This window comes from Pseudobutyrivibrio xylanivorans, assembly GCF_010906925.1.
GTDB lineage: Bacteria > Bacillota > Clostridia > Lachnospirales > Lachnospiraceae > Pseudobutyrivibrio.
The window spans coordinates 415,672-437,716 of record NZ_VTVE01000001.1; the positions used below are offsets into that span (position 1 = coordinate 415,672).

Genomic DNA, 22,045 nt, shown 5'->3' on the forward strand with positions numbered 1-22,045 from the left:
TTAGCCTAGTATAGGCATACCTGATATATATTATAGAGGAGGAATTGTAATAAATGAACGTACAGGTAGAAAATCTTGAAAAGAATATGGCAAAGATCACAGTTACAGTTGATGCAGCTGAGCTCGACAAGGCTATTACAAAGGCATATAACAAGCAGAAGAACAGCATCTCTGTTCCAGGCTTTAGAAAGGGCAAAGTTCCTCAGAACATGGTAGAGAAGATGTATGGTGCTGAGATTTTCTACGAGGACGCTGCTAATATTATTATGCAGGAGACATACCCACAGGCATATGATGAGTCTAAGCTTGATATCGTTTCACAGCCACAGATCGACATCACACAGCTTGAGAAGGGTAAGGACTTCGTTTATACAGCTACAGTTGCTCTTAAGCCAGAAGTTAAGCTTGGCAAGTACAAGGGCGTTTCTGTTACAAAGATCGATTCTAAGGTTACAGCTACAGAAGTTAACAATACAATCAAGGCTGAGCTTGAGAGAGCTGCTCGTACAGTTACTAAGACAGGCAAGGCTGCTAAGGGCGATACAGCAGTTATCGATTTCGAGGGCTTCATCGATGGTGTAGCATTCGAAGGCGGTAAGGGCGAGAACTATGACCTTGAGCTTGGCTCTGGTTCATTCATTCCTGGTTTTGAGGATCAGCTCATCGGCCACAAGGCTGGCGAGGATGTTGAGGTTGAGGTTACTTTCCCTGAGACATATCAGGCAGAGGACCTTGCAGGTAAGCCAGCAGTATTTAAGTGCCACATCCACGAGGTTAAGGGTAAGGACATCCCTAAGCTTGATGATGAGTATGTAGCAGACACAACAGAGTTTGAGACAGTTGAGGAATACAAGGCATCTGTTAAGGAGCGTCTTGAGAACAATAAAAAGGCAGAGGGACGTCGCGCTCAGGAGGACGAGGCTATCGCTAAGATCGTTGAGGATTCTGAGATGGAGATTCCAGATGCTATGCTTGACTACCAGGTTGAGAACATGATTAACGATTTCGCTAACAACATGGCTCAGCAGGGTCTTTCAATCCAGCAGTACATGCAGTTCACAGGTATGACAATGGATTCATTCCGTGAGCAGGTTCGTCCAGACGCACTTGCACGTACACAGTCTTCACTTGTACTTGAGGCAATTGCTAAGGCTGAGAAGATCGAGGCATCTGATGCTGACGTTGATGCTAAGCTTGAGGATATGTCTAAGCAGTACGGTATGGAGCTTGATCAGCTTAAGACTCTTGTTGGCGACAGCGAGAAGGAGTCAATGAAGAAGGATATTGCTATCGAGAAGGCAATTGAGCTCATCATGGACAATGTTAAGGAAGCTGCTAAGAAGAAGACTACTACTAAGAAGGCTGATGCTGAGGAGTCTGCAGCAGAAGAGAAGAAGCCAGCTAAGAAGACAACAGCTAAGAAGACTACTACTAAGAAGACAACAAAGAAGGCTGCTGACGCTGAGTAGGAATTAAATAAGCATAAAGCTTATTTGATTCCGTAATAGGATGCTTTCTTGTATGAAATACAAGAAAGTAGTCTGGCGAAGCCAGATTTTATTGCAGCTTTCATTGGCTGCAATAAAACCAAAAAGTATTAAAAATTTGTAAAAATCGAGACACGGATTACTAAAATAGATATAATTAAAAATGAAATTAAATCACTGGCCTGAGCGTATGCTCGGGCTTAGTGTATATATAATACTTGTTTAGCAGCTTGGTTTTTTGGCGGAATAATTAACCTATTGTTCCTGCTAATGAGTGCTGAAGAGTATTGACTAAATCTATTAATCATTAGGAGGACTAAAATGGCAACAATTCCTTATGTCATTGAACAGAATTCTCGTGGGGAGCGTTCTTATGATATTTATTCACGATTATTAAAGGATCGTATCGTATTCTTAGGTGAGGAGGTTAACGAGGTTACTGCTTCACTTACAGTTGCTCAGTTACTTTTCCTTGAGTCAGAGGATCCTAGCAAGGATATCCACCTCTACATCAATAGCCCAGGCGGTAGTGTTACAGCTGGTATGGCTATCTACGATACAATGCAGTATATCAAGTGTGATGTTTCTACTATCTGTATTGGTATGGCAGCTTCTATGGGAGCTTTCTTACTTGCAGGTGGACAGAAGGGCAAGCGATTTGCTCTTCCTAACTCAGAGATTATGATTCACCAGCCACTTGGTGGAGCTAAGGGTCAGGCTACTGAAATCGAAATCGCAGCTAAGAATATTCTTAAGACTAGAGAAAAGCTCAACCGTATGTTGGCTGAGAACACAGGTAAGCCATACGAGCAGGTATGCCTTGACACAGAGCGTGATCACTGGCTTGATGCTAAGGAAGCCCTTGATTATGGTCTTATTGATGAAATTATTACAAAGAAAGCAAAATAAAGCCGATATATATAATAGTGGTTTATGTTTTGATTATTAAATGAGGTTATTATGGCAAGAAACGATGACAGAGTTCGCTGCTCTTTCTGCGGCAAAACACAAAATCAGGTTCGTAAGCTTATAGCAGGACCGAATGGTGCTTTTATCTGTGACGAGTGCGTTGAGATTTGTCAGGAGATAATTGTTGAAGAGCTCGAGGATTTTGCTCCAGCAACTGAGGGAGATTCTATCGAGATTAATCTTCAGAAGCCAGAGGACATGAAGAAGTTCCTTGACCAGTATGTTATTGGTCAGGATGAGGCTAAGAAGGTCCTCTCTGTTGCTGTGTACAATCACTACAAGCGTATCATGGCTAATCCTGATGACATCGATGTAGAGCTTCAAAAGAGTAATGTGCTTATGCTTGGACCTACTGGTTCTGGTAAGACACTTTTGGCACAGACATTGGCAAGAGTTCTTGGTGTTCCATTTGCTATTGCTGATGCTACCACTCTTACTGAGGCAGGTTACGTAGGTGAGGATGTTGAGAATATTCTTCTTAAGCTTATCCAGGCAGCTGATTTTGATATTAAAAAGGCTGAGATTGGTATCATCTACATCGACGAGATTGATAAGATTACTAAGAAGTCTGAGAACGTTTCTATCACAAGAGATGTTTCTGGCGAGGGCGTTCAGCAGGCATTACTTAAGATTATCGAGGGTACAGTTGCTAATGTTCCACCTCAGGGCGGACGTAAGCATCCACAGCAGGAGACTATCGCAATCGATACAAAGAACATTCTCTTTATCTGTGGTGGAGCTTTCGAGGGTCTTGAAAAGATTATTTCACAGCGTACAGATAGCTCAGCTATCGGTTTCGGCGCTGATGTTAAGGATAAGAACAATCAAAAGATTGATGATTTACTTCAGCAGGTACTTCCACAGGATTTCATCAAGTATGGTTTGATTCCTGAGTTTATTGGACGTGTACCAATCAATGTATCCCTTAACGAGCTTACTGAGGATGATATGATTCGCATCCTTAGAGAGCCTAAGAATTCATTGACAAAGCAGTATCAGGCACTCTTCAAGATGGATGGCGTTAAGCTTGAGTTCGAAGAGGATGCCCTTAGAGAGATTGCTAAGAAATCAATCGAGAGAAAAACAGGTGCTCGTGGACTTCGCGCTATCGTAGAGAGCGTTATGATGGATCACATGTATCATGTACCATCTGATGAGTCGATTGTTGAGATTACAGTTACAAAGGAGATGGTTGATAGCAACCTTCTTCTTATCGACAAGAACTCAGACAGCGTAGTATCAATCGAAGATAAAAAGGAAAAGAGTGCATAATGGTCATAAGATCATGTAATCTTGAAACAGTGTGCGGGCCTACATCTACACTTCCTAAAAATGACCTCCCAGAGGTGGCATTTGCAGGCAAGTCTAATGTAGGCAAGTCATCACTCATAAATGCGGTTATGAACCGCAAGTCTCTAGCTAGAGTATCAGCCCAGCCTGGTAAAACACAGACCATCAATTTCTACAATATTAATGATGAGATTTATGTGGTGGATTTGCCGGGCTACGGTTTTGCTAAGGCATCTGAAAAGGAACGTGAGCGTTGGGGCAAGATGATAGAGACATATCTGAACACATCAGATATGATTAGAGCTGTCTTTCTTTTAGTAGATATTAGACATGCTCCATCGGCAAATGACAAGCAGATGTTTGAATGGATGGACTACGTAGGTTACGACCCAATTGTCATCGCCACTAAGGCTGACAAGATCAAGCGAAGCCAGCTTGATAAGCAGATTAAGATTTTGCGTGAGGGTTTAGGAGCTACAAAGGACACAATCATTGTTCCATTTTCATCCCAGACCAAGCAGGGACTTGACACTATACAGGATTTCTTGGCTCAGGTTATCGAGAATGAAGCCAGTCTTTCTGATGTAGAGGATCTTGATTAATGAAGAAAAACAAATATATTTTTGTGCTACTACTGCTCATCTCTATTAGTGTGGTGTGCACCTGTGGCACTTTTTTTTATGTAAAATTTAATAATGCTAATGTAGCTGCAAATGCTGATGATGAATTTGTTATTATGACTAGCTGCAATCCTGTATATATTGCTACATTAAATGTTGTAGGTGATACAGATGGGGTGACTGTTTCCAACCTATCCCAGCCAACAACAGGATGTCTCCATGATTACACACTTACTACAGAGGATATGAAGAATCTATCTAATGCAGATGTGCTGGTGGTAAATGGCGGTGGTATGGAAGGCTACCTTGATGATGTGGTGGAGGCTTATCCTGAGCTAACCATTATAGATACATTTGAATATGTAGAGGATAGAGTCGAGCTTCCAGAAGAAGAGGAACATGAGCATGACGCTGATGAGCATTCTCAGGAAAAGTCATTATCCCAGACTCCAAATGATTTTCATAGAACGGTAGAGTCTGATGAGCACGAGGACCATCACCACGAGGAGAATAGTCATATCTGGATGGATAGCAAGCTTTTTGCTTATCAGGTTCAGGCTATCGCAGAGGGATTAAGCCAGGCAGACGGGACACATGCAGACATATATAAGGAAAATTCCTCAGAATATGTAGGGGTTCTTTCAAAATATGTGGATAAATCAGGCTTAGAATCACTTGAGGGTGCAAATGTTGCTGTTTTACATGCTGCCTTTATATATACTGCAGGTTCACTTGATGCCAATGTAGTGGCTGTGATGGATTTGGATGAGGAGCGTCAGGTTAGTGCTGGCGAGGTCAGTGATTTTATCGAGACAATCAAGGCAAATGATGTTAAGCTTGTTTTAGCAGAGTACGACTACGGCAATTCAATGGGCAAGCTAATTACAGAACAGACAGATGCTAAGGTGGTTTACCTAGAGACTCTAGTTCATGGCGCATATGGAGCCGACGATTACGTAACCACCATGAACGAAAACTATGCCCGAATCTCCAACGTGGTAGAATAGGGAATATTTTATTCAGAGTCAGCTAGGGTTAAGCCACCAGGCTCTGAATTTATTAAATGAGTCGAATAGGTTGTAACTATCAAGCTCTGAGTGTTGCGTAGCGAAACATGTAGTTGAGCGAAGCAATATCTCAGGCTTGAGAGTGTAACAACCGAAACCGACGGATTATAATGAGAAAGATTATAGTATGAAGAAAATTATTCCATGTGGATTTCACTGTATTAAGTTCATAGACTTGGGCGTTGCCTTTGGCGACCAGCAGGTGCTGTCTGGCATCAACCTCCATGTTCATTGTGGCCAGATGACCGCTATCATTGGGCGCAATGGTGCTGGTAAATCTACTCTTGTAAGAGCTATCCTTGGAGAGGTTCCATATACAGGAGAGATTCAGTTCAAGAATAAAATGAACAACAACATGCAGGGACTTAAGATAGGCTATGTTCCACAGACTATTAATATAGATAGAACTACACCACTTAGTGTGTATGATTTGTTCCAGTCATTTACAGGGAAATTACCTATTTTATTTTCTAATAAGAAGGAACACGAGCATGTGAGAGAGGCTCTTGCAGAATTTGATGTGGCAGAGCTTATAGACCAGCCTGTAGGTACTCTTTCTGGCGGACAGCTACAGAGAGTTCTTCTTGCTATGGCTGTCCATGATACACCAAACCTTCTATTATTAGATGAGCCAGTATCTGGTATCGATAAAAATGGTATGGATGCATTCTATGAAAAGATGCAGTACTTAAAGGAGACACATGATTTGGCTATTATTCTTGTGAGCCATGATCTTGACTACGTATATAAGTATGCGGATAATGTTATCCTTATTGATAAGACTGTGACTGCAGCAGGCAGACCAAAGCTTGTGTATGAGACTGATGCCTTTAAATCAGTATTTGGTAAGGGCGCAGTAGGAGAAGTGGAGGTGAAGACAGATGTTCAGTGAGATGTTTAGTTATACCTTCATGATTCGAGCTACTATAGCTATTCTTTTGATTTCACCGCTCTTTGGAACAGTTGGTACCATGATAGTGCAAAAGAGGATGGCATATTTCAGTGATGCCCTTGGACATTCGGCCCTCACTGGTATTGCAGCTGGAGTAATTATGGGAATAGCTAACACTACAGTTTCCATGATTATATTTGGTATCTGTTTTGCCTTGCTTCTTAATTATATTTCTAGAAAAGGACTTAGCTCTTCAGATACATTGATTTCTGTATTTGCCAGCTGTGCTACAGCACTTGGTCTTGCAATATTATCAAGGGGCGGTAGCTTCAGCAATTACTCAGCTATATTAGTGGGCGATATTTTATCAATCACCGGAAGCGAGATTATTCAGCTTATTGTGTTATTTGCTGTTATATTAGTTTTCTGGTGCTTTAGCATTAATAGGCTGACAGCTATTAGTATTCATGCCACACTTGCTAAGAGCCGCAGTATTTCAGTTAGAGTGATGGAGGATGCTTTTGCTGTATTGATAGCTCTTCTTGTTATGTTATCCATCAAGTGGGTGGGCATACTCCTTATTAATGCACTTTTAATTCTTCCTGCAGCCAGCAGTAGAAATATCTCGGAGAACTTTAGAGAGTATACTTATTTTTCTATTATATTTAGCCTCTTCTCTGGAATAGTAGGATTGTTTGTTTCTTATTTTACAGATATGGCTACAGGTCCTATGATTGTAATCATAGCAAGCGTTATTTATTTTGCTACATATATATATGGTAAGGATAGATAATTGAAAACAAATAGTAATCCCCAGACTCTGTATTTAGAGCCTGGGGATTTTTTGAAAATGGATGCCAGATAATATACGAAAGTGTAAATATTGTGTAAAAATCAGATAATTGGATGCAATTTATGTTTTTTTAGTGAAAAACGTGCACAGAGAAAAAAACGTGATATAATACATCTACACTTAAGGATGACACCTTGGTTTAGCCCCTATTTTAAGGTTTAAAAATATTTTAAAAAAAGGGGTTAAGTTATAAAAGAGATCATCCGATATATTTTTTGTAAGGGCAGAAGAGAGGTAATTAAACCCAGTTTAGAGTGAAATAAAATTTTTTAAAAAAATTTCTAAAAAGGGGTTAAGTAATTTCTCAGATGACCGATATACACATTAGATAAATGAAAAGGATTTCATTATCTCGAAAGTTACATCACAATATCATATAGGTTTCGTTACCAGGACAAGGATGTTAAGGATCGGAATAATCAAATTTGTTTTCTATTTATCTATTGTAATCGCAATAGAATTTTTTCATGCGAAGAATTAACTTAATAACAATTCATGGAGAGATGACCAATACAGATTGCATTGGCAATGGGCCACTCATAGTAAGTGATAATCATTTACAGTATGTCGCGCGAGTACTGTGTTGATTATAAATTAGCAATTATTAACAATTAAGTGCAGAGGCACTTCTCCCAAGAAAGGATTCTAGGGAGTATCTACAAGGAGGTAGAATTTATGGTAGTACAACACAACATGCAAGCAAGCAATGCTTCAAGAATGCTCAACATCACAGCAGGAAATCAGTCAAAGTCAACTGAGAAATTAGCTTCAGGTTACAAGATTAACCGTGCAGCAGATGATGCAGCTGGTCTTTCAATTTCAGAGAAGATGCGTAAGCAGATCAGAGGTCTTGATCAGGCTTCTACAAACGCACAGGATGGTGTATCTGCAGTGCAGACAGCTGAAGGTGCTTTAACAGAAGTTCACTCAATGCTTCAGAGAATGAACGAGCTTGCAGTACAGGCAGCAAACGGAACAAACAGTGAGTCTGATCGTTCTTCAATCCAGGACGAAATTAATCAGCTTACAACAGAAATCGATCGTGTTGCTGAGACAACAAAATTCAATGAGACATACTTACTTAAGGGTTCTAACGGAACAAAGAAGAACTACGTACAGGCTCATGATGCAGGTCTTGTTGGTTCATTATCACAGAACACAACAACAGCTACTTTCCGTATGAAAGAGCTTAACGTTGGTGATACTTACACAATCGGTGGTACAAAGTATGAAATCGGTGCTAAGGATGTGGCTGATGGTCTTAAAGCTCTTAAGATTACAACAGGTGATGCAGCAGTTGGTACAGCTGGAGAGGCTGGATATCAGGCTAAGCTTAACTCTGGTGATGTAATCAAGATCGATGGTAAGTCTTATGAGATCGCTACTGAGACAGATATGGAGCAGGCTAAGATTACAGCAGCTAAGATTACACAGCTTGCAGCTTTGGGTTCTACAATTGAATTCAACGGCAAGAGCGTAACAGTATTCTCTGAGAAGGATAAGACACAGGAAACTGATTACACAGATCCTAACAACAAGACTCTTATCACAACAAAGGCAGCTTATAATAAGGTTCAGACAGAGCTTACAGCAGCTTCATCAATCGGTGCTATCGATGATCGTGCTTCTGTTGCAGCAGGTGTTAAGAAGACAGTTGGTGAGGATACAAATAAGCAGACATTCTATGATTTCAAGATCACACGTGGTTCTGTAAATACAAAGAATGACCTTAACTTCAACCTTCATGTTGGTTCTGATGCTGATATGACAAACAAGATTGGTGTTAAGATTGAGACAATGGATTCTAAGAACCTTGGTCTTGCAGGACTTAATGTATCTGATGATACAGGTAAGGCAGCTACATACGCTATCGATGCTATCGCAGACGCTGTTTCTAAGGTATCTGCACAGAGATCTGCACTTGGTGCTATCCAGAACAGATTAGAGCATACAATCGCTAACGTAGACAACGTAGTTGAGAATACAAATGCATCTGAATCTCGTATCCGTGATACAGATATGGCTGATGAAATGGTTAACTACAGCAAGAATAATATTCTTCAGCAGGCAGGTCAGGCAATGCTTGCACAGGCTAACCAGTCAACACAGGGCGTATTATCAATTCTTGGATAATCAAACATTGATTGAGTTAAGCATAGCTTAACAGTCCAAATTAATTGTTTCGCGCAGACTAGTTAAATACTAGTAAATTAGGGACTCCCAGGGATGGGGGTCCCTTTTTTGTGTAATAGGATATAGAAGAGCATATTTGTAAATTTATTAGTGCATAATTTAATTGAGCTTGATATATATAAATGATTGGTTCATAATATATTTTATAAGGCATAGTGTTGCTAATATATAATGTATTTTCTAGGGTGGGACGATGAAAGAACAGAATTATTCAGTGCTTAATATGACCGAAGGTAATCCGGTTTCTTTGATAATAAAGTTTTCTATTCCAATGCTCATTGGTAATCTTTTTCAGCAGCTATATAATCTGGTAGATTCAATTATAGTAGGTCAGTTTGTGGGGCCTCAGGCTTTGGCAGCTATTGGCGTAACAGGTTCAGTCACATTTTTATTCTTTGCTCTTTGCAATGGATTTGGAAATGGTGGGGGCATCATTACCTCTCAGGCTTTTGGAAAGGGAGATGATGATGAAGTTAGAATCAGCATTTCTAACACAGGCTATATCATGTTCGTTTTTCCGCTAGTGGTTGGTATAATTGCATATTTTTTAATTGATCCTGTGCTTATTATTCTTGATACACCTGCTGAGATTATGGCAGATTCCAGATCATATTTAAGTATTATGTGCGTTGGGTTAATTTTTGTTTCCCTATATAATTATGTGTCGGCTATGTTGAGAGCCCTTGGTGATTCCAAAACACCACTTTATTTTTTGATATTCTCATGTATTCTCAATACAATTTTAGATTGGATTTTTGTGTGCATTTTTCATATGGGAGTTTTTGGAGCAGGTGTTGCAACTGTAATTTCTCAGCTAATTTCAGGGGTGAGTTGTTTAATTTATGCAATTTCTAAGAATGAATATTTTCATATGAAAAAAGAAGATTTAAAGGTTAATAGTTTTATTTCCCATAAAATTATTAGATTAGGATTTCCCTTGTCATTACAGTTTTCCTTGATTGCAATATCCTGTATGGCACTTCAGCGAGTTGTTAATTCATTTGGAAGTGTTGCCGTGGCTGCATTTACCGCAACTAGTAGAATAGAGCAGATTATTCATTTGCCATATCAGACACTTGGTGCAGCATTGGCAACATATACTGGGCAGAACTATGGTGCAGGTAAGTCTGATAGGATTATAGTTGGCTATAAAAAGAGTCTTATGCTTATGGCTATTTTTTCTTTATTGATGCTTCCAATAATGCAATTCTTGGGCGCGGCAATTATAAGCATTTTCGTTAAAAGTGCAGATGTAATAGCAATGGGAGCAACTGCTCTTCAAATCACAAGCCTCTTTTATATAATGCTTGGAGTAATTTATGTGGTGCGAGGAGTGTTGAATGGTCTAGGAGATGCATTTTTTGCACTATTAAATGGAATAGTGGAGGTTATTGGCAGATTCATTGTTCCTGTAATGTTGACTGGCTTTGCTACTATCGGACTATGGGGAATATGGTGGTCCGTTGGAATAGTTTGGTCCATTAGTGGCTTGACTGCCTGGTTGAGATATTTGGGGTACAAGAAACAAGCATTGCAATATTAATGAAATGGAGAATGATTGAATCCTATGTGTTAGAAAAATTGTCTAATAAATAGGGTTCAAATTTTTTTTATTAAGAAACTAAAGATTTTTGTGGCTTTTCCGATAACTAAATTAGATGGAGACAGTAAACCTATGTTTTTGTCGTCCAACTGGGCAGTTATTTTTCATATAATCGCGCGGAAGAGTAACTGTTTTTTGTACCTTTACAATTTAATAAGGTATACTACATAATTTCCACCTTGATAGCTAGTGGTGGTTGGTCACACCACTTGTTATATAGATACGGATGCAAGCCTAAAGTATGTAGCATTCCATATCATCGTAACTTTTTAAAATTATGTTATGCGCACAGCGCATCTCTTATGAATGGAATCACAAGAGTATCTACAAGGAGGTAGAAATTATGGTAGTACAACACAATATGCAGGCAGCTAATGCTTCAAGAATGTTAGGAATAACAACAGGGGATCAGTCAAAGTCAACAGAAAAGCTTTCATCAGGATTTAAAATCAACAGAGCAGCAGATGATGCAGCAGGGCTTTCAATCTCAGAGAAGATGAGAAAGCAGATTCGAGGTCTTGACCAGGCTTCAACCAATGCGTCAGATGGTATTTCGGCAGTACAAACCGCCGAGGGTGCCCTTACAGAAGTACACTCAATGCTTCAACGTATGAATGAACTTGCAGTACAGGCAGCGAACGGTACAAACAGTGAGTCTGATCGTTCTTCAATTCAGGACGAAATTAATCAGCTTACAACTGAAATCGATCGTGTTGCTGAGACAACGAAGTTTAATGAGACATACTTGCTGAAGGGCGGCAACGGAGATCGAACCGTAAGGGTTTATGCACACGATGCAGGTCTCGTTGGTAGCTTAAGCCAGAACACAACTAAGGCAACATTCCAGATGAGAAAGCTTGAAATTGGAGACTCATACACAATTGGTGGAACAACATATAAAATTGGTGCTGAAACTGTTAAAGAGGCAATGACAGCATTAAAGATTACATCAGCAGCATCTTCATCTGATGATAAGATTACAGCTCTTAAAACAGGCGATGTTATTAAAATTGATGGTAAGTCATTTACTATCGATGAGAATGAGACTGATATGGAACAGTCTCGTATTAAGGCAACAATGATTAATAAGCTTGCTGGAGCTGGTTCTACACTTGAATTCAACGGCCGTGCCGTTACAGTATTCTCTGTAGATGTAGGTACTGGTGTTAATGGTGTTGATCCAAATAACAAGACACTTATTACAGCAACTGCAGCTTACTTTAGAGTTAAAACAGAGCTCATTGCGGCATCATCTGTTGGTGCAACAAATACAAGAGCTGCAATTAATGGAGACCCAGATATTGGTGCAACATATGTTAACTTCACCATTACACGTGGCGATGTAATTTCTAAGAATACTCTTGTATTCAACTTACATGTTGGTTCAGACGCTGACATGACAAACAAGATTGGTGTTGAAATCGACACAATGGATGCAAAGAGCTTAGGAATTCACGGAATGAATGTTTCCGACGATACTGGTAAGGCAGCAACTTATGCTATTGATGCCATTTCAGATGCCTTAGCTAAGGTATCTGCCCAGAGATCCGCACTCGGTGCTATTCAGAACAGACTAGAACACTCTATTGCCAACCTCGACAATGTAGTTGAGAATACAAATGCAGCTGAATCACGTATCCGTGATACAGATATGGCTGACGAGATGGTTACATACAGTAAGAATAATATTCTTATGCAGGCAGGCCAATCAATGCTCGCTCAGGCAAATCAGGCAACTCAGGGTGTATTATCTATTCTTCAGTAATTAGCGTGGCCAAACGCATTAGTACAAATAGATTTCCAATGATGAAATCTGGTACTATCCACAAAAATTGGGTCCCTTCGGGGACCCTTTTTTAGCGGGAGTAGGTAGGGCTAGAAGGGGTAATATACTTGATTAAATAGAAGAAAACCCGTATAATTGATAAGGATAATATCTTTTTATCCGACTGATGATGACACCATCCCCAGAGGAAATACAGGTGTCGCATATAGAAGGAGTTATTAAATGAAAAAAGTAGAAGATTACATAAGAACTATTCCGGATTTTCCAGAACCAGGCATTATGTTTAGAGATGTCACAAGCATTCTTCAGGATGCAGAGGGCTTCAAGCTCGCTATCGACGAGATGATTAAGCTTCTCGATGGAGTTGATTGTGATGTTATAGCAGGAGCAGAGAGCCGCGGATTTATCTTTGGTGCACCTCTTGCTTACGCACTTGGCAAGCCTTTCGTACTTGTTCGCAAGAAGGGCAAGCTTCCATGTGAGACAATCGAGAAGACATATGACTTGGAGTATGGTACAGCTACAATCGAGATGCACAAGGATGCTATTAAGCCAGGTCAGAAGGTAGTTGTAGTCGATGATCTTATCGCTACAGGTGGTACTATTGAGGCAGCATGCCAGCTTATCGAGGAGCTTGGCGGCGAGGTTTCTAAGATCGTATTCCTTATGGAGCTTGCTGGTCTTAATGGACGTGAGAAGCTTGCAAAGTATGACGTAGCTTCAGTTGTTACTTACGAGGGAAAATAATTACAGATTTTTTAGGGTAGTGCTTTTTAGTACTGCCCTTTTTATTTTGCAGGATTAAATATGTGGAGTTTTGAGCAGAAACTCTATTTTGCTATTAGAGGAGTGTTTGTTAATGGAGTTAAGAAAGATTGCCCATATAAAAACTGGCTTTACACAAAAGTTTGGAATACCTAGACAGAGTGGACTTGTAGATGAAGTGGGGCAGATTATTTTTGAGCCAGACTTTAGAGACCCAAACTATATCGAGGGGATATCTGATTACGACTATCTCTGGTTGATTTGGGGATTTTCCAAAAATAAGCCTTTAGAGGGAGCTACAGTTAGACCCCCTAGACTTGGAGGGCAGAAACACATGGGTGTATTTGCAACCCGTTCTCCATTTCGCCCTAATAACATAGGCCTTTCATCTGTAAGGCTTCTTAGAGTGGAGCAGGATGAAAAGCTAGGTCCTATACTTTTGGTAAGTGGTGTTGATATGCTAGATGGCACGCCTATTTACGATATTAAGCCATATATTCCATATGCGGATGTGCACGAGAAGGCTAGGGGAGGATTTACAGATGACCTGTCAAAGGGCCAGCAGATACAGGTAATATTTCCTGAGGAGCATCTAAATAAGCTTCCTGTGGTAATTAGAGAATCTGCCATTCAGGTTTTGGCTCAGGATCCAAGAGCTGGCTACGACAGGAATAAGGAGCGAGAGTTTAGACTTTTATATCATGGATACGACATAGTATTTACCGCCGAGGAGGACAAGCTAGTTGTGACAGATGTGGTGGAATTTAATAAATAATAGTTGGCCAGCAGCCTTTGAGAAGAAGTCAGGGGCGCTGGTCTTTTTTTGTGTTTTTTTGGGGAAAATGCTGCTGGAGATGGTGTGGATTTGTGAGAGATTCGGTGGGCTACTTCTTGACAAACAACATAATACAACATATACTCAGGTTGTGGATGTGGGATAGTGTGGTTTTGCAATCTGGGTTTGTGTGGGGTTGCACATTTTCTCAAGGACCCATTGTAATCAATTGTTTATGTGTTGGGAGGATTTATTATGTTAGATGAAATGAAAATCAAGGAAGAGATTTGTGAGATCGGAAGGCGTATTTACAACAGAAATATGGTGGCAGCCAATGATGGCAATATCTCTGTAAAGCTAAATGACCATGAGTTTTTATGTACTCCAACTGGTGTGTCTAAGGGATTTATGACACCGGATTACATTTGCAAGGTGGATGAGAAGGGAAATGTAATTGAGGCCCATGAAGGGTTCAAGCCTTCTTCTGAGATTAAGATGCACATGAGAGTCTATGAGAAGAGACCTGATGTGGGTTCAGTTGTCCATGCCCATCCTATGTATGGAACAGCATTTGCCATTGCAGGGATTCCACTTACTCAGCCAATTATGCCAGAGGCAGTTATTTCTCTTGGATGTGTGCCAATAGCAGAGTACGGCACCCCATCAACTATGGAGATTCCGGATAATTTGGAGAAATATTTACCTTATTATGACGCAGTACTTCTTGAAAATCATGGGGCCCTTACATGGTCAACTGATTTGAATGCAGCGTACATGAAGATGGAGTCGCTAGAGTTCTACGCAGAGCTTTTATACAAGTCCACAATGCTTGGAGGCCCACAGGAATTTAGTGTGGAGAATATCAAAAAGCTATATAGGATTCGTGGAAAGTTTGGAATGACTGGCAAGCATCCTGCAGATGTTTGCTTTGACAAGGCTGCATCTGCTAATATAGATAGGACGATGCCAGGCTATGAGTATGATTTTAGCGATTAATACTTATGGTTTGGCAGATAGATTATATCAATACTTATTATTGGGGAGAAAATATGGCAGCACTTTCTATTGAACGCAAAAACATTATCCTAGAGAAGCTTAACAGAGAAAAAAAGGTGGTAGTATCGGCTCTGGCCAGGGAGTTTTCAGTATCAGAGGAGACTATTCGCCGAGATCTTGAGAAGCTTGAAAAAGAAGGATTTGCCATCAAAAGCTACGGCGGAGCTATCCTTAATGAAGACAATGACAGTGAAATGCCTTTTAAATTGAGGCAGCAGAACAACAAGTCAGGAAAAAAGAAGATAGCCCAGCTTGTGGCAGAGTTAATTAATGATGGGGACCATATTTTTGTTGACCCAAGCTCTACCGGAGTGTCTGTCATCAAGGCCTGCGAGGGGAAAAGCAACTTGACGATTTTGACTAATTCGGTGGAAATTCTTTTGCAGCTATCTGATAGGGATGACTGTGATGTAATTTCTACTGGGGGTGCATTGGTACCAGGATATCTGGCGCTGATTGGACCACAGTGTATACAGGCTATTGAATCATTCCACGCAGATGTTGCAATTGTCAGCTGCAAGGGAATTGATTTGGCAAAGGGCGTCACTGATTCTAACCAAATGCTTAGCCAGGTCAAGCAGAAGATGCTTGGAAGTGCCAGCAAAAAGGTGCTTGCTGTAGATAATAGTAAGTTTGACAAGGTGGCATTTTCTAAGATATGTCCGATTACCGATTTTGATGTAGTAGTTACTGACGAGCAGCCATCGGCCCAGTGGATTGAGTATTTTAAAGAACAGGGTGTAAGCCTTTTATATCCGGATTCTAATTAACAATTAAAAAACTATACTTTGATACTTATGGACATGTGTAGTAAAATTGTGGTTAAATCCGGCTGAAAGTATTATGTAATTATAGGGAATAATTGGGAGCCGAAACTTATAGAATTACACCATTACAGGAGGACAGAGATGATTGACTACAGAATTGCAACACTAAAGGACATTGATTTATTAACAACATCTAGGATAGAGGTTTTAAGGGCTGCCAATAAGCTTGATGATTCAGTTGATATGACTGAGGTGGAGAGGGAGTCTAGAGTGTATTATGAGAAGGCTCTGGCGGACGACAGCCATGTTGCGATTTTAGTAATGGATGATGATAAATTTGTAGGCGCAGGTGGTGTGAGCTTTTATACCGTGATGCCTACATATCACAATTCAACAGGCAAGAAGGCATATATCATGAATATGTATACTAACCCTGATTATCGTAGAAAGGGCATAGCTATTAAGACTCTTGAGATGCTAGTAAATGAAGCAAAAAAGAGGGGAATTAAGGAAATAACTCTCGAGGCTACTGATATGGGAAGACCTCTGTATGAGAAATACGGATTTACGGATATGCCATCTGAGATGGAGCTAATTTAATTTTATATAAGTGTTGGTGAAATCGAGTATTTAGATTATAATGATTCATAGAAAATTTAAATCACAGGAGGCTAAGATGAAGCTTACTATCTGTGGTTGGAGGCTAGGATGAATTTTACTTGGGGAATTCTTGCTCATGTAGATGCGGGCAAGACCACTCTTTCAGAATCGATTTTGTTTAACGCGAAAGCTATTGCGTCGCTAGGTCGAGTAGACCATGGCGACGCTTTTTTGGATACAGATATGCAGGAGAAAAATAGGGGAATTACTATTTTTTCAAAGCCTGCAGTTTTTTCTTATGGCGCAAATGAGATGACACTTCTTGATACTCCGGGGCATGTGGATTTTGCAACTGAGACGGAGCGAGCTCTCTGGGCACTAGATGGAGCAATCCTTCTTATAAGCGGTACAGATGGTGTGCAGCCACATACTAAGACTCTGTTTTCCCTTCTTAAAAAATTTCAGATTCCAACAATCATTTTCGTTAATAAAATGGATATGGAAAATGCCGGGGCTGATAGTTTGATTGCAAATATAAAATCAGAGTTGGCTGATAACTGTGTAGAACTTGCAGACAAGGAAGCCATCGCATCTGAAAGTGAAGCGGCCATGGAGGAGTACTTTGAGACAGGAAGTATTTCTGATGCCACTGTTGCAGAGCTATTTAATTCTAGAAAAATTTATCCTATATTGTTTGGCTCGGCCCTAAAAAATGATGGAGTTGATGAGCTGCTTTCATTTATGTCTCTTATGGCCAGTGAAAATCAGGATAGAATGAAGGTCAGAGAATCAGAGGATTTTGGAGCTAGAGTTTACAAGATAGAAAGCCTAGGCAGAGATAGCAGACTGACATTTACTAAAATCACAAGTGGTTCTATTAAGGTAAAAGATGTATTACCAAATGGAGAAAAGGTAGACCAGATTAGAGTATATTCTGGCAATAAATATGAGCAGGTGGATGAGGCAAAAGCTTTTGATATAGTGGCACTGGTAGGTCCAAAGGATACATTTGCCGGCCAGGGACTTGGCGTGGAAAATGACAGAGAAGAGCTTAGCCTTACTCCGGTTTTGCAGTATCAGATTTCATTTTTAGATGATACGATTCCAAGAGTGGCGTTTCCAAATCTTATGAATCTTAACCAGGAGGACCCATCACTAAATGTGACCTGGGATGCAAGCTTAGAGCAGATTAAAATCAATTTGATGGGGCAGGTTCAGACTGAGATTTTGACCCAAAGAATTGAAAACGAGCTTTCTTACAAAGTGGAATTTGTAGAATGTGGTGTGCTTTATAAGGAGACTATTGCAGCAGCTGTTGAGGGAGTAGGTCATTTTGAGCCACTTCGCCATTACGCGGAGGCTCACATTTTAATGGAGCCCCTTGAGCCGGGTAGTGGAATTCAGGTGGAGGCCAATGTGTCAACAGATGAGCTAGCCATTAATTGGCAGAGACTTATAGAGACTCATATTTTAGAAAAGGAACATGTGGGAGTCGCCATTGGAGCTCCTATTACGGATATAAAATTTACAATTGTTGGAGGTAGAGCCCATATTAAACATACAGAGGGAGGCGATTTTAGAGAGGCCACATATCGTGCTATCAGGCAGGGGCTGATGGAGGCAGGAACGAAGGTGCTTGAGCCTTATTTCAAATTTGAGATCGCGGTGCCAGGGAATATGATTGGCCGCGTCATGACAGATATACAAAATATGAATGGTACATTTGATGCTCCCGATGAAGCTGATGGAGTTTCTATTCTTGTAGGTCGCGCGCCAGCTAGCACTATTAGAAATTATCAGGTTCAGCTTGCAACATTTACAAAGGGGGAGGGTAGAATATCCCTGATTTATGATGGTTATGATGCTTGTCACAATGAGGCAGAGGTAATCGAAGCGTCCGGATATAATCCAGATGAAGATGTAGATAATCCAGCTGCATCAGTTTTTTGCAGCCATGGTGCTGGAGATATTGTGCCTTGGTATGAGGTAAAGGAAAAGTGTCATGTGCCATGTATGGTTGATAAAAATGCCACACAGGATTTTGACGAGATTCCAACAAAGCGCATGAATCACGGCGTGGATGAGTGGCTTGATCCAGATGAGATAGATAAGATTCTTCATATGGCAACCCACAGTAATCACGGCAAGAATCCTAAAAAAGGCTGGCATTATGGCGATGGAGATAGAGTTCGCCGCGTTGACTCGGATTATGTTTACAAGGCGCCAAAGGAGATAAAGGCCAAGGAAAAATATCTTTTGGTGGATGGATACAATCTGATTTATGCATGGCCAGAGCTGAAGGAAGTTTTGGATGTGAATCTAGATGGAGCCAGAGGAAAGCTTCTTGATATTCTTAGCAACTATAAGGCCATGACGGATTATAACGTAATTGCGGTATTTGATGCCTATAGAGTAAAGGGGCACGAGGTCACAGCTTCTGACTATTTAAACATCCATCAGGTATTTACTGCGGAGGCTCAGACTGCAGATGCTTATATTGAGCGCTTTACCCATGAACATGGCAAAAAATACGATATCACTGTTGTCACTTCAGATGGACTGGAGCAGGTCATTATCCGAGGTGCAGGAGCAAGACTTATTTCCTCCAGAGAATTTATCCAGGAAGTGGAGAAAAAAGCTGTAGAGCTGAGAAATATGTACGATATCGAAATGGACTAGGGGGACGTAGAGTGTGTTGTGTATGCAGCACACTCTTTTTTGATGCTTTCATGGGAAAATGAATCAATAGGGAAGGATTAAACAAAAAGAGTTAGACAAGACTAACGGGAAGTAGTAATATGAAATCAGCAAAAAACTAATAGGGAGGAATTGAAATATGGGACTTTTTAAAAAGATAATGAATCAAACAAGAAAGCCACAAGGATTTCTTGGAGGAATGATGCTTGATGGAATGAAATGTCACACTGTCAACGAAATCGAAAGTGCACTTTCAGTGGCAGGTTTTTCAAAGATAAAGACAGATCGTCACGAAAGCAAACCTTGGGTTACTGTAATCGCCAAGAAGTAATTTTTTTAGGAAAAAGTTTGGGTCAATTTATAAACTTATGGAGGCTATATGAGTGCTGATTATAAAAATTGGATGCCAAAGGAAATGATATATGGGACTCTGGCGGCGACGGCTGTGGTAGGCGTTGTTACAGCCATAGTAGGCCTTGATTCAATAATAGGAAAGGTGCTTTTGATTGTTACCATACTATGCGCATTTACAGTGCTTTGGATGTATTTGATGTACAAGGCTTTTTCTTATAATGGCTCAAGACAGCTGTCTAGACAGATAATAGAAGGGGTATCTTCCTATGTGAAAATCCCGGATGGTGGAGTGTGTCTTGATGTGGGATGTGGAAGTGGAGCACTTGCAATAGCTTGTGCTAAGAAAAATCCAAATGCTGCAATCTTAGGAATTGATAGATGGGGGAAGGAATATTCTTCATTTAGCAAAGAACTATGTGAAAAGAACGCCTTGGCAGAAGGAGTTTCGAATATAGTATTTGAGCAGGGAGATGCATGCAAGCTAGAATTTGAAGATGAGAGTTTTGATGCTGTAACAAGCAACTACGTATACCATAATATTTCAAGTAAAGACAGACATGAATTGCTTCTTGAGACCTTTAGAACTCTTAAGAAGGGCGGCACTTTTGTGATTCATGACATAATGTCAAAAAGCAAATATGGCAATATGGATGAGTTCGTTAAGCAGCTTAAAGATATGGGATATGAAGAGGTCAAGCTAATCGATACTACAAGTGGAATGTTTATGAATAAAACTGAAGCCACTTGGATGGGGCTTTCAGGTTCCAAAATTTTGATAGGAAAAAAGTAAAGCTCTATTTATTTAGTGTGCAAACAGAGCATACATATCCATCTTGTATAAATGTTTCAATATTCTCACATATAGGGGCAGCCAAAGTGTTTATGGATTTCAGGTCAACAGAAAGACCGGTTCCCATGCACTTTGTGTAGGCCTCTTTTTTTGTCCAAATTTCAAAGAATGCCTTTTCTTTATCAGAGGAGCTGTTAATATAGTCGGCCTCGGCAGGGTGGCAGACCATTTTCATGGTGTTAAATGGTGCCTTGCGGATTCGTTCCACATCAACGCCTATTGTCGAATCTGTAGAAAGCCCCATAAGAACTGCTCCCTTGGTATGAGAAAAATTAAAGTCCAGAGGAGTATCTGTCCTTGGCGCAGACAATGTAGGCTTTTTCATATAGGGGCAGTCAAATACCAGCTCATCATTTTTGATACCGGTCTCCCTTACAATGGCAAGCCTTGTGATTATAGCAGCGTAGAGGGAAAGCATTCTATCTGATTCAAATTTATATCTATTAATTTTTTCTCTGCGCTCAGCAGAAACGAAACCGGATAAATAATCATGTACCGGTCCCCAGTTTTCAGTATTGTCTTTAAGAAAATAAACTTTTGTACTCATGGTATTGATAATAATACAAATTAGGATGGAAGAAAAGTGGACCAGGGGGACGGGGTTAGTGGGTCATTTTCAAGGGGATTGTCAGAAAATGGCCCACTAACCCCGTCCCCCTGGTCCATATCTACACTTGACAAAAATTGGGAATAGTGATAAACCTATTATCGATAATTGAATTATCAGTGAGAGAAAGGATGTAAATCATGTCGGTACGTGATACAAGTATAGATCCTCGGCTTCTTGAAAGTGCAAAAGCCGAGTTTATGAAAAGGGGCTTTTTAAAGGCCGAGCTTAAGACCATTTGTGATAATGCAGGGGTTACAACAGGAGCCGTATACAAGAGATATAAGGGCAAGGAAGAGCTTTTTTGCGCAGTTGTGGAGGAGGCTGTTCTTGCATTTAAAGAATTTATAGGAGAACGTTCAAGATTAGATTTTTCAGCCATGACTGATGACGAGGTGAAAAATACTTGGGTTATGAATGAAAAATATACACTTGATGTGTTCAAGATGATTTGGGATTACAGGGATGAATTTGCATTACTGCTGGAAAAATCTGCAGGCACAATCTATGAAGATTACAGGCATGATTTTTCTTCTCAGATGACAGAAGCTTACATGAAATATTACAAGGAAGCGAGAAAAAGAGGTCTTGCAAATGTTGAGATAACCAAGCAGGAAATGCATGTGCTTTGCACATCCTTCTGGAATTCTATATATGAGCCTTTTATCCATGGTATGTCATGGAAGGAGATAGAGAGTCATTGCAAAGTTCTATGTCGATTTTTTGATTGGGCAAATGCAATCGGACTTAAATGAAAATGAAATTAGGCCGTCGAAAGACGGCTTAAAATAAACACTATGGTTAGTTAAAACTA

Annotated in this window: 20 protein-coding genes; 19 read left to right on the plus strand and 1 reads right to left on the minus strand. The window is 40.2% G+C overall.

The window, feature by feature from the left end:
- Positions 1-53 precede the first annotated feature (53 nt).
- From tig to F0Q01_RS02110, 18 genes are all read left to right on the plus strand, one after another.
- Positions 54-1,469 carry a trigger factor gene (tig, locus tag F0Q01_RS02025; protein ID WP_330388675.1) on the plus strand — a complete coding sequence of 472 codons (1,416 nt, stop codon included), beginning with the start codon at positions 54-56 and terminating at the stop codon, positions 1,467-1,469.
- Between the two features lie 339 nt (positions 1,470-1,808).
- Positions 1,809-2,396, plus strand: coding sequence for an ATP-dependent Clp endopeptidase proteolytic subunit ClpP (clpP, locus tag F0Q01_RS02030; protein ID WP_090151801.1), 588 nt, complete (start codon positions 1,809-1,811; stop codon positions 2,394-2,396).
- Positions 2,397-2,444: 48 nt separating this feature from the next.
- Positions 2,445-3,728 carry an ATP-dependent Clp protease ATP-binding subunit ClpX gene (gene clpX, locus F0Q01_RS02035; RefSeq protein ID WP_090485684.1) on the plus strand — a complete coding sequence of 428 codons (1,284 nt, stop codon included), beginning with the start codon at positions 2,445-2,447 and terminating at the stop codon, positions 3,726-3,728.
- Complete coding sequence (yihA, locus tag F0Q01_RS02040; protein ID WP_090151795.1) at positions 3,728-4,348, plus strand: ribosome biogenesis GTP-binding protein YihA/YsxC; 621 nt, start codon at positions 3,728-3,730, stop codon at positions 4,346-4,348. The genes clpX and yihA overlap by 1 nt, the downstream gene beginning before the upstream one ends.
- Positions 4,348-5,373 (plus strand): metal ABC transporter substrate-binding protein, encoded by a 1,026-nt coding sequence (locus F0Q01_RS02045; protein WP_090485687.1) that lies wholly within the window; start codon positions 4,348-4,350, stop codon positions 5,371-5,373. Before yihA ends, F0Q01_RS02045 begins: the two co-directional genes overlap by 1 nt.
- A 187-nt stretch (positions 5,374-5,560) precedes the next feature.
- Entirely contained in the window at positions 5,561-6,325 is a 765-nt protein-coding gene (locus F0Q01_RS02050; protein ID WP_090151788.1) for a metal ABC transporter ATP-binding protein, read from the plus strand.
- Positions 6,315-7,118 carry a metal ABC transporter permease gene (locus F0Q01_RS02055; protein ID WP_090485690.1) on the plus strand — a complete coding sequence of 268 codons (804 nt, stop codon included), beginning with the start codon at positions 6,315-6,317 and terminating at the stop codon, positions 7,116-7,118. The genes F0Q01_RS02050 and F0Q01_RS02055 overlap by 11 nt, the downstream gene beginning before the upstream one ends.
- A 735-nt stretch (positions 7,119-7,853) precedes the next feature.
- Positions 7,854-9,311 (plus strand): flagellin, encoded by a 1,458-nt coding sequence (locus F0Q01_RS02060; RefSeq protein ID WP_090485693.1) that lies wholly within the window; start codon positions 7,854-7,856, stop codon positions 9,309-9,311.
- 253 nt (positions 9,312-9,564) lie between these two features.
- On the plus strand, positions 9,565-10,914 hold the full coding sequence (locus F0Q01_RS02065; RefSeq protein WP_090485696.1) for an MATE family efflux transporter: 1,350 nt from the start codon (positions 9,565-9,567) through the stop codon (positions 10,912-10,914).
- A 403-nt stretch (positions 10,915-11,317) separates the two neighbouring features.
- The gene (locus F0Q01_RS02070) at positions 11,318-12,739 is read left to right on the plus strand and encodes a flagellin (protein WP_090485699.1); all 1,422 of its coding nucleotides are present in this window, start codon (positions 11,318-11,320) and stop codon (positions 12,737-12,739) included.
- 243 nt (positions 12,740-12,982) lie between these two features.
- Positions 12,983-13,507: an adenine phosphoribosyltransferase gene (locus F0Q01_RS02075; RefSeq protein ID WP_090151774.1), complete on the plus strand. Its 525-nt coding sequence runs from the start codon at positions 12,983-12,985 to the stop codon at positions 13,505-13,507.
- A gap of 112 nt (positions 13,508-13,619) precedes the next feature.
- Entirely contained in the window at positions 13,620-14,300 is a 681-nt protein-coding gene (gene tsaA, locus F0Q01_RS02080; RefSeq protein ID WP_177209267.1) for a tRNA (N6-threonylcarbamoyladenosine(37)-N6)-methyltransferase TrmO, read from the plus strand.
- A 255-nt stretch (positions 14,301-14,555) separates the two neighbouring features.
- The gene (locus F0Q01_RS02085) at positions 14,556-15,296 is read left to right on the plus strand and encodes a class II aldolase/adducin family protein (RefSeq protein WP_090485710.1); all 741 of its coding nucleotides are present in this window, start codon (positions 14,556-14,558) and stop codon (positions 15,294-15,296) included.
- A 53-nt stretch (positions 15,297-15,349) separates the two neighbouring features.
- Entirely contained in the window at positions 15,350-16,126 is a 777-nt protein-coding gene (locus tag F0Q01_RS02090) for a DeoR/GlpR family DNA-binding transcription regulator (protein ID WP_090485713.1), read from the plus strand.
- Between the two features lie 138 nt (positions 16,127-16,264).
- Complete coding sequence (locus tag F0Q01_RS02095) at positions 16,265-16,723, plus strand: GNAT family N-acetyltransferase (RefSeq protein WP_090485716.1); 459 nt, start codon at positions 16,265-16,267, stop codon at positions 16,721-16,723.
- Positions 16,724-16,831: 108 nt separating this feature from the next.
- On the plus strand, positions 16,832-19,402 hold the full coding sequence (locus F0Q01_RS02100; protein ID WP_090485719.1) for a translation factor GTPase family protein: 2,571 nt from the start codon (positions 16,832-16,834) through the stop codon (positions 19,400-19,402).
- A gap of 157 nt (positions 19,403-19,559) precedes the next feature.
- Positions 19,560-19,751 carry a hypothetical protein gene (locus tag F0Q01_RS02105; protein WP_090485721.1) on the plus strand — a complete coding sequence of 64 codons (192 nt, stop codon included), beginning with the start codon at positions 19,560-19,562 and terminating at the stop codon, positions 19,749-19,751.
- Positions 19,752-19,799: 48 nt separating this feature from the next.
- Complete coding sequence (locus tag F0Q01_RS02110) at positions 19,800-20,564, plus strand: class I SAM-dependent methyltransferase (RefSeq protein ID WP_090485724.1); 765 nt, start codon at positions 19,800-19,802, stop codon at positions 20,562-20,564.
- Positions 20,565-20,568: 4 nt separating this feature from the next.
- On the opposite strand, the gene F0Q01_RS02115 is transcribed toward F0Q01_RS02110, so the two are convergent.
- On the minus strand, positions 20,569-21,171 hold the full coding sequence (locus tag F0Q01_RS02115) for a 4'-phosphopantetheinyl transferase family protein (RefSeq protein ID WP_090485727.1): 603 nt from the start codon (positions 21,169-21,171) through the stop codon (positions 20,569-20,571).
- Between the two features lie 200 nt (positions 21,172-21,371).
- Here F0Q01_RS02115 and F0Q01_RS02120 point away from each other — a divergent pair, with 200 nt between their 5' ends.
- Positions 21,372-21,986 carry a TetR/AcrR family transcriptional regulator gene (locus F0Q01_RS02120; RefSeq protein WP_090151744.1) on the plus strand — a complete coding sequence of 205 codons (615 nt, stop codon included), beginning with the start codon at positions 21,372-21,374 and terminating at the stop codon, positions 21,984-21,986.
- The last annotated feature ends 59 nt before the right edge of the window (positions 21,987-22,045 follow it).